This window comes from Amycolatopsis lexingtonensis (genome assembly GCF_014873755.1).
GTDB classification, from domain to species: domain Bacteria; phylum Actinomycetota; class Actinomycetes; order Mycobacteriales; family Pseudonocardiaceae; genus Amycolatopsis; species Amycolatopsis lexingtonensis.
In genome coordinates, this window is sequence record NZ_JADBEG010000001.1 from 7737609 (window position 1) to 7749534 (window position 11926).

The window sequence follows — 11926 nt, forward strand, 5'->3', positions numbered from 1 at the left end:
CGAATCTACTTCGCGGGGTTGAACGGCGAGTGGCCGAGCACCTCCTCGGTGGTAGCCACGGTTACCAAGGGGCTGTAGAGCCGCAGGATGTCCAGCGCCTTTGCGTGGCTTTCGTCGTCCACGCCCGCGCACGCGTCGGACACCACGGTCACCGAGACGCCCGCGTCCGCTGCGGCCAGGGCGGTCGACAGGACGCAGCAGTCCGTCGATACGCCCGCCAGTACCAGCCGGGCGCCGCCGACGCGGGTGGCCATTCTGGGGGTCCACTTGCCGAACGTTGTCGCGTCCACTGTGGATGGTGGGTGGAACGCGTCGACGACTTGGTACAGCGGCGCGTCCGGGGGCTGCAGGGCGAAGGGCCACTGCGCGTAGTACTGCTTCCAAGCCCCTTCTGGGCGCGAAGGCGCGACGAACCGCGTGAACACGACGTCGTCGCCGAATGCGTTCACCAGCCGGCGAATCGGGGGGATTGTCTCGGCGAAGCGCGGGGTGAACCACTCGCTCGCCGGGTCGGCGAAGACGTTCTGCAGGTCGATGACCGCCAGGATCGCTTTCACGCCGCCTCCTGCGCGCGGACCCGCTGCCGCGTCAGCAACGTGACCAGGAAGCCGAGTGCCAGCGCCAGCAGCACGCCGAGGTTCGCGAATGCCCAGGCTCCTTCGCGGCCGCCGAGGCCGAACGGCTCCAGCAGGTAGCCCTGCCACTTCAGCCAGTCCGCGGACGTGTTCGTCACCAGGCCCCAGCCGAGCGCGGTCGCCACCAGGACCAGTGTGATCGGCCCGACGCGGACGTCGCCGTAGCGGCCCGCCGGGTCGAACAGTTCCGGGTCGGCGTAGTCGCGGCGGCGCAGCAGGACGTCCGCGAGCATCACGCCGCACCACGCTGCCACCGGGACGCCCAGCGTGACCAGGAAACCCTGGAACTGGCCGAGGAACTCGCCGCCGAAGAACACGATGTAGATCGTGCCCAGCACCATCAGCGCGCCGTCGACGAGCGCCGCGACCGGACGCGGGACGCGCAGGCCGGCCGAGAGCAGTGCCAGGCCCGACGAGTAGATGTCCAGCACCGCGCCGCCGACCAGGCCGAGCACCGCGACGATCGCGAACGGCACCAGGAACCACAGCGGCAGCAACGTCGTCAGCGCGCCGATCGGGTCCGAGGCGATCGCCTTGTTCAGGTCCGGCGACGAGCCGGCCAGCAGCAGCCCGAACACCAGCAGCACCAGCGGCGCCACCGACGCGCCGAACGTCGTCCAGCCGACCACGCCGCGGCCCGACGCCGAGCGCGGGAGGTAGCGCGAGTAGTCCGCGGCCGCGTTGACCCAGCCGAGGCCGAAGCCGGTCATCAGGAACACCAGCGCGCCCACCCACTGCTGTGCCGAGCCGGACGGCAGTGCGCTGACCGCGTCCCAGTGGACGTCACCGGCCACCAGAACCACGTAGACGACCGTGAGCACGCCGGTGATCCACGTGATCCACGTCTGCAGCTTCATGATCGCGTCGAAGCCCAGCACGCCGGCGGCGACCGTCAGCGCGGCGACGACCACCAGCGCGACCACCTTCGTCACCGTGCCGCCGCCCCAGCCGAGGCGGTCGAACACGGTCGCCGTCGCCAGCGTCGCCAACGCCGTCAGCACGGTTTCCCAGCCGACCGTCAGCAGCCACGAGATCGCCGACGGCAGCCGGTTGCCGCGGACGCCGAAGGCCGCGCGCGAGAGCAGCATCGTCGGCGCCGACCCGCGCTTGCCGGCGATCGCGATGAACCCGCACAGCAGGAACGAGAACAGGATGCCGACGACGCCTGCAACTAGCGCCTGCCAGAACGAGATGCCGAAGCCCAGGGTGAACGAGCCGTAGCTCAGCCCCAGCACCGAGACGTTCGCGCCGAACCACGGCCAGAACAGCTGCCGGGGCCGGCCGCGCCGCTCGGCGTCGTCGATCACGTCGAGGCCGTTGGTCTCCACCTCGAGCCTGCGGGAACCGGTCATGTCATGGCCTCCACCCAGTGGTCGATCTCCGCCCGCCCCGGCGCCGTCGCCGGGCCGCGCCGGGTGACCGAAAGCGCGGCCGCCGCGTTGGCGCGCACGGCGGCGTCGAGGAGGGTACTGCCGCGCAGCAGCTCCGCGGCCAGCACGCCGCAATGCGTGTCGCCGGCGCCGTTGGTGTCCACGGCGTCGACCGCGAGGCCGGGGACCTCGGTGGTCCGGCCGTGCTCGTGGACGCGGCAGCCCTTCGCGCCCTCGCGGACGACGGTGACGTCGGGAAGCTCGCCGAGCACGTCGGCTTCGCGGGCGGTGCAGCTCACGATGTCTACAATGGACAGAACGTCATGAAGGTCTCCAGGGTTGATTTCGGCCACCAGCGGGCCGGGGTCGAACAGGATCCTCGAGCCGGGCAGCCGGGGCAGCCACTCGACGAGAGCCCTGCGATTGATCTCGTGCAACAAACTGTAGCCAGTCACGTACACCACGTCGTCATCACTTGGGAGGACCCGGTCGAGCAACGCGGGCGCCAGCCGTCCCTCGGCGCCGGTACCGGTCGCGAAGGTGCGCTCGCCGCTCGCGTCGACCAGCGCGACGACGACGCCGGTGTCCAGCTCCGGCGTCGGTTCGTGGGCCAGTTCGACACCCTCGGCGGCCAGTGCGGCGCGCGCGAGGTCGCCCAGCACGCCGGTGCCGTGAGTGCCCGCGTAGAGCACCCGCGCCCCGGAACGCGCGGCCGCGGCCATCACGTTGAAACCGCCGCCGGGCAAGAGGTTCGTCGAAGTCGCCATGACGTCGCCGCCGGGCGGGGGCGGGGCCGGCACCGCCATGACCAGGTCGAGGACGACCTGTCCGGTGTGCACCAGCCGGCCGGTCATCGACGGCGCAGCTTGAGGAGCTCGTCGACCAGCGGACCGAATTCCAGGCGGTTCACGCTGAGCACGGTCTCGACGACGTCGGGGCGGAAGGCGTCGACGCCGTGCGCGGCCCCGAGCATCGCCCCGCAGATCGCGGCCACGGTGTCGGTGTCGCCACCCAGCCCGGCGGCCAGCCGCAGCGCCGACGGCGGGTCGTCGCCCATGGCCTCGGCCAGCGCGAACGCGGCCACGACGGACTCCTGCGACGCGACGGAAGTGCCGATCACGCGGGCGACCGCGTCGGCGACGGCGGCCGGCGCCATGCCCCGCACCCAGCCGCGGGCCCAGCCGATCCGGGCGGCGATCTCGCCACCGGGTGCCCAGTGCCCGCGTTCCCCGCCGACGACGGCGGCGCGCTCGCCCGCGTCGAGCGCTTCGGCGAGGCTCGCGCCATCGACCCCGGCCGAGACGGCGGCGGCGACCGCGGCGGCGGACGCGATGCCCAGACTGGTATTGTGCGTGACCCGCGCGGTCGCGACGACGGCGTCGACCAGGCGGTGCAGGTCCTCGGACGGCGTGGCGATGCCGACCGGCGTGACCCGCATGGCGGCGCCGTTGGTGGTGCCCGTGCGGCCGGCTTCGTCGGCCGGGACGCCGTCCTGCAGCCGGCGAAGCGCGCGCTTCGTCGACGGTCCGAGCAGGTCCGCGGACCCGCGGCGGACCATGTCCGCTTCCCAGATAAGCAGGGCGTCGGCGAAGACGTGCGGTTCGACGGTGCCGCGGCCGTCGATGAGCAGCCGGGCCAGCAGGACGGCCTGCTCGGTGTCGTCGGTGACCGACCCGGCCGGCATCGACGGCGCGATCGGCTGCTCGGCGGCGGCGCTCAGCAGGCCGGTGACCGGCCCGTAGGTGGCGGCGATCGCGGCGCGGGACATCGACTGCGTCGGCATCCCGAGCGCGTCCCCGACCGCCAGCCCGGTGAACGCGCCGAGCGCCCGGTCCCGCGCGTTCACCGGTGTCCGAAGGTGAGGTGGAACTGGAAGCGGTCCGGGTCCAGCAGACTGACCACCCGCTCGACCAGCCGTCCCTCGACGTCGACCGAGGTGCGCTCGGCGCGGAGGAAGAGCTCGCCGATGCTGCGGCCGAGGAGTTCCGCGGCGCAGGCATCGAGGCGTTCGGTGCTGATCCACTGGTCGCCGCCGACGGAGACCAGGCCGGCGGCTTCGAGGGTCTTGGTGAGGGAGCCGTCCCGCAGGCCGGTCGCGGGGAGGTCGGCGAGCGGCCCGACGGCGGGCACGGTGGCAGTTTCCAGGGAAACCCCGCGGTCGCGCTCCCGCCGCAGCCGCCGGACGGCGACGTAGGTCTCGGGCCCGAACTCCTCGTGCAGCGCCTGGTCCCGGACGGTTTCGATGCCGAGGAGCTCGGTGGTGACGGGCGCGCCGGCGTCGGCGAGCGCGCGGGCCCAGCCGATCCGCTGGTCGAGCTGGACGCCGTCGAAGGTGACGAACGACCCGACGCCGGCCTGCGTGGAAATCAGTTCGAGCTGCTGCAGCTCGGACAGCGCGCTGCGGACCGTGCCGCGGCTGACCTGGTACCGCAGGGCGAGCTGGTTCTCACCGGGGAGACGTTCGCCGTTGGCGAGGCGCCCGGAGCGGATCAGGTCGGTGAGATCGCCGACCAGCTGCTGCCGCTTGCTGTACATGTACACACCTGTACACCCCGGAGTTGTCGCAGGTCAAGCGGCGACGAGCGGCCGGACGTCCGCCTTCGCCTCGGCGACGATCAGCTTGGCCGCCCCCTCGGCGACCTTCCCGCCGACGACCATGATCACCGCGAACGCGCCCACGAAGATGACGGTGCTCAGCCACACCATGGTTTCGATCGGCAGCGTGAAGGCACCGACCACGCGGGCGGCGGACTCGAGCACGAACCCGATGCCCCAGATGACGCTGGTGCGGCGCATGATCCGCTGGAATTTCGCGGTGCCGCTCAGGCGCTCCCACGCGGCTTCGTTCTCCGCCTTGCCGCGGGTGAGGAACGGCTGGATCGTCTTGGTCATGATCGGCGCCGCGGTGAACGCGGAGACGAGGATGACGAGCCCGGTGATGCCGCTGCCGATCGAGTCCTTCGCGATCATCATGCGGGCGTCGCCGGAGACGAAGGTCAGCAGCATGCCGACGACGTTCGTGACCAGCACGACCAGCGCGAGGCCGTTGAGGGTGCGGTTCTTCGCGAACTGGTGGAGCGTCCGGGCGAGCGGGACGACACCGCTGAGGGCGAGCGAGAGGAAGACGCTGACGCCGAGGGCGTGGAGCCCGTAGTAGACGCCGATGGGGACGGCGATCTCGATGGCGAGGGTCTGGAGCGGGGAACCGTTCTTCGTCATGCGAAAAGCTTGTCGCGGCGGGGGTTCCGGGACCGATGCCGTCCGCCACGACTTCGGCCTGACAGATGTCACGGCCTCACGTTCCGCGGGGCTGCGTCGTCGGGTGGGCATGGGAACGTTCTTGCGCGTCTTGCAGACCTTCGCGGTCTTCCTCTCGGCGGTCACCGCCGGCCTGCTGCTCACCACCCGGAGCGGGCATTCGCTGCACAGCGCGGCGGCCTACACCGTGTTCATCGTCGCTGTCGTGCAGGTGGTGGCCGGGGTCCTGGCGTGGAAACCCGGCGGCGGCTCACCGCGGCCGATCGGGTACGCCGTGGTCTTCCTCGCGCTCGTGACGGCGCAGGTCGTGCTGGGGATCGCGCACGTCACGGCCGTGCACGTGCCGCTCGGGGTGCTGCTGTTCGGGGTGAGCCTCAGCCGCCTGAGTGCATGTCTTCCGCTTCGGGGACGCAGTCGTCGTCCGGGTCGTCGAGCCAGCCGTGCGGCAGCGTGACCTTGCCGGGCGAGCCCTGACGGCCGCGGGGGCCGGTGGCGGCTTCGGGGAAGGGGGCGGAGTGGTCGAGCTGGGCGATGAGGTCGTCCAGCTGGTCCATGCTCGACAGCATCGCGAACCCGCGGCGGAGTTCGGAGCCGACCGGGAAGCCCATCAGGTACCAGGCCATGTGCTTGCGGATGTCGCGCATGGCCTTGTCGTGGCCGTCGTGCTCGATGAGGAGTTCGGTGTGGCGGCGCAGGACCTTCGCGACCTCGCCGAGGTTCGGCGGGGTCGGGATTTCGGTCCCCTTGAAGGCGGCTTCGAGCTCGCCGAACAGCCACGGCCGGCCGAGGCAGCCGCGGCCGACGACGACGCCGTCGCAGCCGGTTTCGGCGACCATGCGCAGGGCGTCGTCGGCGCTGAAGATGTCGCCGTTGCCGAGGACCGGGATGCCGGTGACGGCTTCCTTGAGCACGGCGATCTTGGTCCAGTCGGCCTGGCCGGAGTAGCGCTGGGCGGCGGTCCGCGCGTGCAGGCTGACGGCGGCGGCGCCCTCGGCTTCGGCGATGCGGCCGGCGTCGAGGAAGGTGCGGTGGTCGTCGTCGATGCCGATCCGGAACTTCACGGTGAACGGCACGTCACCCGCCGCGCGGACGGACTCCCGGACGATGGCCTCGAACAGCTTCCGCTTGAACGGCAGCGCCGCCCCGCCGCCCTTGCGCGTCACCTTCGCGACCGGGCAGCCGAAGTTGGAGTCGACGTGGTCGGCCAGCCCCTCGCCGACGATGATGCGGACGGCCTCGGCCATGGTCTTCGGGTCGACGCCGTAGAGCTGCATGGACCTGGGCTTTTCGTGCTCGCCGAAGGTCATCATGTGCATGGTGCCGGGGTGCCGTTCGACGACCGCGCGGGCGGTGATCATTTCGCACACGTAGATGCCGGCGCCGTACTCGGCGCACAGCCGGCGGAAGGCGACGTTGGTGATGCCGGCCATCGGAGCGAGCACGACCGGTGGATCGACCTGGTAGGGGCCGATCTTCAGGGCGGGCTTGCTCAGGGTGGCGGTCACGTCCTCCATTGTCGCTTGTGGTGTCGATCACGTCGACCAGGGGCCGCTACTCGAACGGCTCGACGTTCGCCGCTTCGAGGGCGCCGTGGACGCGCTGCCAGAACTTGCGGAAGTCGGCTTCGGCGTGTTCCGCCTGGGACCCGTGGGCGGCGACGCGGACGAGCACCGCGAACTGCTCCGGGGTGAGCAGCAGGGAGAACCACGTCCAGTCCCGGCCGGAACCCGGCGGGGTGGCCAGGTCGCGCCGCTTCGTCATCTCGCGGGCGACCAGCCGCAGGTGGAAGATCGTCTCGCGGAGTCCGGCATCGGGTTCCCCGTCGCTCATCAGTTGCCCGACGAGGTCGCCGAGCAGGGACGTCGTCCAGTCGTAGTCCTGCACCGAGAGCTTGAACCCGTAGAAGTTTTCCGCCGTGCTGACCCGGTTTTCGGCGCGCTGCCGCCACCAGACGGGGGCGGACTCCTCGGGCGCCGGGGCTCCGGACGAGCGCAGCCGCGCCGCGAACGCGCGCAGGTTCCCTTCGCCGATCCGGTCGTAGTACTCGAACGCGACCGCGGGCAGGTGGGCCCGCGCGGGCATGAGGGTGCAGAAGTGGCCGAGGATCGCCACGACCTCGTCTTCGGCCAGCGTGCCCCATTCCCCGTACCGGCCGCCGCACGTTTCCTCCAGATCGCCGAGGCAGAGGGCGACGGCCCGCGGCTCGCCGCCGAATTCCGTTTTGGTCCAGCGCGCGTATTCGGTGTCGGTGGGCATGGGTTCTCCTTCGCTCGGGTCGTGCTCCGACGGTGGGCGTTCGAAAGGTGTGTGGCCCGCGAGGGCGCCGAGACCCAGCGCGAGCCGGCGCCGCAGTCCTTCCAAGCTCGCGCGCGCGGCTCCGTGACCGCCGGCGGCGGACTTCTCGTACCACTTGAGGGCCTCTTCGGGATCGCCGTAGTGCTCCTCGTGGACCCGGCCGACGTGGAAGGCGCCGAAAGCGCTGCCGTGGTCCGCGGACTTGGCGTACCAGTGCAGGGCGGTCCGGACGTCCGCGGCGGACGGGTCACCGGACGGCTGCCCGAGGACGCTCGCCCGCAGCTGGCCTTCGGCGCCCAGGCCGACCATGGCCATCGCGTCGGGGTGGCCGCCGTCCGCCGCCTGGCGGTAGAGCCGCTCGATCTCCACCAGGTCGTCGACCGTCTTGTCCCAGCTCATCTGTAGTTCGCCGGCGGCCGCGTAGGCCCGATCGGCTTGCTCGCTGTCCCGCGCGCTCAGCACGGTGAGCAGTTCGAAGGCGAACGCGGCCGCGTGCCGGGACGCCACCGGCTGCCAGTGCTCGTCGGCCGTTCCGGTCTTGCCGGACAGCAGGTCCGAGATCCCGCGGACGACCAGGGCCTGCACGCCCTCGTTGACGTACGCGCCGTAGAGGAAGCCGTGGGCCTCCATCTCGACCGCGGCCGCGTCGCCGCAGTGCCGCTCCAGGAACCGGGCGGTCGCCGACGCGGTGCCGGCGACGACCTTGCCGCCCGCCGCGATCGGTTTCACCACCGCGCGCGGCATGGTGTCCGGGGTAGCGGGCCGGATGCGGCGCTGCCACCCGGAGTCTCGGGCCAGCTGCCGGGCGCGGCGCACCAGCGGCATGGACGCGGCGGCCGTCTTGATGCGCGGCAGGTAGCCGCCGGTGGTGTCCTTGCCGGACTCGTAGTCGTAGACGTGGTCGGCGACCACGACGTCGCCGAGGGAGACGTCCTTGCGGCCGCCCGCGACGCCGACGAACAGGACCACCCGCGGGCGGAACACCGAAATGGCGCGTTCCAGCTCGACCCCCGCCTGGGTGTTGCCGTCGCCGGTCTGGGCCAGCGCGACGGTCCACGGGCCGAAGGCGCCGACGTCGTACAGCGCGCCGCGTTCTTCGCGTTCGGTGAAGGGACCGCGCACGTGCTCGCGGACGGCGCGGTACTCCACGTCCAGCGCCGTGCAGATCACCACCGTATCCGTCACCCATTTCACATTTCCTTCCTTTCGCCTGGACCAAAAGCGGGTGGCCACAACCGGTCACTGACGGAAGACAGCTCTACCTCGACGAGGTCGACAACCCGACCGCAACGCACGCCGCACCCGTCCTGCGCAATGCGTCGTCGACCGGGCAGGCGGCCTCCTTCTACCTGGCCGACCACGAGCAGGAGCTGTGGCGGCGCTCGCTCGGGACGCGGCAGAACTCGGTCTCGGGCGACGGGTGCGCGGTGGTGGCGCTGGCCGCGCTGGGCGCCGTGACCGCGCTCGCCACGGCTTGGGCGCGCGCGAAGTGGGGCGCCTGACGCCTAGGCTCGCCGGCATGAACGACAAGCCCCTGCGCTGGGGAATCATGGGTACCGGCGGCATCGCGAAGGCCTTCGCCGACGACCTGGCGCTGACCACCTCCGGCGTAGTCGCCGCTGTCGGGTCCCGCAGCGCGGAGAGTGCCGCGCGGTTCGCCGACGCGCGGGGCATCCCCACCCGGCACAGCAGCTACGAAGCCCTCGCGAACGACCCCGGCATCGATGTCGTCTACGTCGCCACCCCGCACCCGCTGCACCACGCCAACGCGCGGCTCGCCCTCGAAGCCGGCAAGCCGGTGCTCGTCGAGAAGCCCTTCACGATGGACGCCGCCGAGGCGCGGGACCTCGTCGAGCTGGCGCGGGACAAGAACCTCTTCCTCATGGAGGCCATGTGGACGCGGTTCCTCCCGCACATCCGGCACATTCGCGAACTCCTGCCGAGCCTCGGCCGGATCGTCACCGTCCTCGCCGACCACGGGCAGTGGTTCGCCGAGGACCCCGGGTTCCGGCTGTTCGCCCCCGAACTCGGCGGTGGCGCCCTGCTCGACCTGGGGATCTACCCCGTCTCCTTCGCCTCGATGGTGCTCGGGCGGCCCGAGCGCGTCGCCGCCATGGCCACGCCCGCGTTCACCGGTGTCGACGCGCAGATGTCGATGCTGTTCGGCTACGCGAGCGGCGCGCAGGCCGTGCTGAGCTGCACGCTCAGCGCGGTGTCGCCGACCACCGCGTCGATCGTCGGCACCGACGCGCGCATCGAGATCGAGGGCGCCTTCTACGCGCCGGCCTCCTTCACGCTCATCCCGCGCGAGGGCGAGCGGCGCCGCTTCGAGTACGTCGACGAGGGCCGTGGCCTGCGGTACCAGGCCGACGAGGTGGCGCTGCGGCTGGCGAACGGCGAGACCGAAAGCCCGCTGATGCCGCTGGCCGAGACCGTTTCGATCATGACCACCGTGGACGAGGTGCTGGCCGCGACCAGGACGTGACCCGGGTTTGAGTAGTGCTACGGATCCGCGGGTGGACGTCGGTGCGTGACCCTGTCCGGTATGACCACCGAAGCAGATGTGCTCCTCCGCCTCGCCGGCGAGATCGACGACCTGGGGCGTCGTCTCGCGTTGGTGGGTGCCGAACTGCGGACCGCCCGCACCGAACAGCCGAAGCCGGAACCGGCTCCGCAGCAGGCAGCGCAATCCCAGCCGCAGCCCCAACCCCAGCCGATGCCGCAACCGATGCCGCAGCCGCAGCCGCAACCGATGCCGCCGCCCTGGCCGCAGTACCAGTGGCAGCCGCCGCGGCCGCAGTACTTCCCGCAGCCGCCTCCCCAGCCCGTTCCCCGTCAGACGCTCGGCGAGAAGCTCGGCAAGGAAGGCGCCGGGAGCCGCGTGCTCGCCTGGGTCGGCGGGGCCGTCACGCTGCTCGGCGTCGTGCTGCTGCTGGTGCTGGCCGTCCAGCGGGGCTGGCTCGGGCCGCTGCCGCGGGTGCTCGTCGGCGCCGCCTTCGGGCTGGCGCTGACCGGCACCGGCGTGTGGCTGCACCGCAAGCCCGCCGGCCGCACCGGGGCCTTCGCGCTCGCCGCCACCGGGATCGCGACGCTCTACCTGGACGCCGTCGCCGCGACCTCGCTCTACGAGTTCCTGCCGGTGCTCGCCGGGCTCGCCGCCGGGCTGGCGATCACCGTCGGCGGGCTGCTCGTGGCCGTGCGCTGGGAGTCGCCGCTGCTGGCCTCCGCCGTCGTCGTCGGCTGCGTCGTCTGCGCGCCGATGATCACCCGCGGGTTCACCGCCGAACTGGTCACCTTCCTGCTCATGGTCCAGCTCGCGACGACGCCGGTGCAGCTGCGCCGCGACTGGTCCTCGCTGACGCTCGCCGCCGGGGTCCCGCCGCTGTTCGCCTCCGTGATCAGCACGGCGGTGCTCGGCCAGGGCGGCGGCTGGGCCAACACCGCCGCGGCGGGCGGGGCCGGCGTCGTCGGGATCGCGCTCGCGCTGATCGTGCTTCGCCGCCGCGAAAACGACCCCGCCGCGCTGTCCGTGCTGGCGACGGCCGTGCTCCCCACGCTCATCGCGGCGCTGCTGCTGCCGAAGCCGCAGGCCGTGCCGATCACCGCGGGCGCCGGCGTGCTCCTGCTCGCCGTCTGGGCGGCGCGCCGCTTCTGGCCGGGCGTCGCCGGGCACCTGGCCGGGCTGGCCGGCCTGCTGGCGATCCTGCAGGCGACCATCACGCAGTTCGACGGCCCGGCCCGCGCCGGGGTTCTGCTCGGCGAGGCGCTGCTGCTGGTCGTGGCCGCGGTCGCCGGCCGCAACCGGTTCGCGCTCGGCGCCGCGCTCGGGTTCGCCGCGATCGGCGGCCTGATCGGCGTGTTCTTCGACGTCACGCCCGCGCTGCTGATCATCCCGCGGACCCGGTCGGCCGCCGAGCTGGCCGGCGCGCTCGCGGTCGCCGCGCTCATCCTCGCCGTGTCGGTCGCGCTGCCGTGGGCGGCGGCCCGGCTGGCGGTGTTCCGCGGGCCGGCCGACGACCTGCCGGTGTGGCTCCTCGCCGGGGTCGCGGCGCTGTACGGCGCCGCCGGGGTGGTGCTGTGCGGGTCGCTGCTCGCGGTCCCCGGCCGCTCGGGTTTCCTGCTCGGCCACGCGCTGATCACGGTGTCCTGGACGGTCGCCGCGCTCGTCCTCCTGCTGCGCGGGATCGACGTCGTGGGCTTGCGCGTGACCGGCCTGGTCCTGGTCGGCGCCGCGGTGCTCAAGCTGGTGCTGTTCGACCTGTCGGCGCTGGACGGGCTGGCGCGCGTCGGCGCGTTCCTCGGCGCCGGGCTGGTGCTGCTGGCGGCCGGGACGCGGTACGCCCGCCGGGTCGCCTCGCGCTAGCCGGG

Annotated in this window: 11 protein-coding genes; 3 read left to right on the forward strand and 8 right to left on the reverse strand. The window is 72.3% G+C overall.

Annotated elements, in window-relative coordinates; genetic code table 11:
• Window positions 1-5: 5 nt before the first annotated feature.
• From H4696_RS35780 to H4696_RS35805, 6 genes are read right to left on the reverse strand one after another with little or no spacing between them, the layout of a single operon-like run.
• On the reverse strand, window positions 6-557 hold the full coding sequence (locus tag H4696_RS35780) for a cysteine hydrolase family protein (RefSeq protein WP_086864520.1): 552 nt from the start codon (window positions 555-557) through the stop codon (window positions 6-8).
• Entirely contained in the window at window positions 554-1987 is a 1434-nt protein-coding gene (locus H4696_RS35785) for a purine-cytosine permease family protein (RefSeq protein WP_192782709.1), read from the reverse strand. Before H4696_RS35785 ends, H4696_RS35780 begins: the two co-directional genes overlap by 4 nt.
• Window positions 1984-2859, reverse strand: coding sequence for a PfkB family carbohydrate kinase (locus tag H4696_RS35790; protein ID WP_086859083.1), 876 nt, complete (start codon window positions 2857-2859; stop codon window positions 1984-1986). Before H4696_RS35790 ends, H4696_RS35785 begins: the two co-directional genes overlap by 4 nt.
• Window positions 2856-3851, reverse strand: a complete 996-nt coding sequence (locus H4696_RS35795) for an ADP-ribosylglycohydrolase family protein (protein WP_086859084.1) — start codon at window positions 3849-3851, stop codon at window positions 2856-2858. Before H4696_RS35795 ends, H4696_RS35790 begins: the two co-directional genes overlap by 4 nt.
• Window positions 3848-4540, reverse strand: a complete 693-nt coding sequence (locus H4696_RS35800) for a GntR family transcriptional regulator (RefSeq protein ID WP_169734954.1) — start codon at window positions 4538-4540, stop codon at window positions 3848-3850. The genes H4696_RS35795 and H4696_RS35800 overlap by 4 nt, the downstream gene beginning before the upstream one ends.
• Before the next feature lie 33 nt (window positions 4541-4573).
• Complete coding sequence (locus H4696_RS35805) at window positions 4574-5224, reverse strand: VC0807 family protein (RefSeq protein WP_086859086.1); 651 nt, start codon at window positions 5222-5224, stop codon at window positions 4574-4576.
• 109 nt (window positions 5225-5333) lie between these two features.
• Between H4696_RS35805 and H4696_RS35810 the strand changes: the two genes are divergently transcribed.
• Complete coding sequence (locus tag H4696_RS35810; protein ID WP_086859128.1) at window positions 5334-5717, forward strand: hypothetical protein; 384 nt, start codon at window positions 5334-5336, stop codon at window positions 5715-5717.
• Here H4696_RS35810 and dusB read toward each other — a convergent pair.
• Window positions 5638-6777: a tRNA dihydrouridine synthase DusB gene (dusB, locus tag H4696_RS35815; RefSeq protein ID WP_086859087.1), complete on the reverse strand. Its 1140-nt coding sequence runs from the start codon at window positions 6775-6777 to the stop codon at window positions 5638-5640. The genes H4696_RS35810 and dusB overlap by 80 nt on opposite strands.
• A 37-nt stretch (window positions 6778-6814) precedes the next feature.
• The gene (locus H4696_RS51335) at window positions 6815-8743 is read right to left on the reverse strand and encodes a phosphorylase family protein (protein ID WP_249026971.1); all 1929 of its coding nucleotides are present in this window, start codon (window positions 8741-8743) and stop codon (window positions 6815-6817) included.
• A gap of 334 nt (window positions 8744-9077) precedes the next feature.
• Here H4696_RS51335 and H4696_RS35825 point away from each other — a divergent pair, with 334 nt between their 5' ends.
• Window positions 9078-10043, forward strand: coding sequence for a Gfo/Idh/MocA family protein (locus H4696_RS35825; RefSeq protein WP_086859088.1), 966 nt, complete (start codon window positions 9078-9080; stop codon window positions 10041-10043).
• Window positions 10044-10103: 60 nt separating this feature from the next.
• On the forward strand, window positions 10104-11921 hold the full coding sequence (locus H4696_RS35830) for a DUF2339 domain-containing protein (RefSeq protein WP_225955886.1): 1818 nt from the start codon (window positions 10104-10106) through the stop codon (window positions 11919-11921).
• Window positions 11922-11926: the final 5 nt, after the last annotated feature.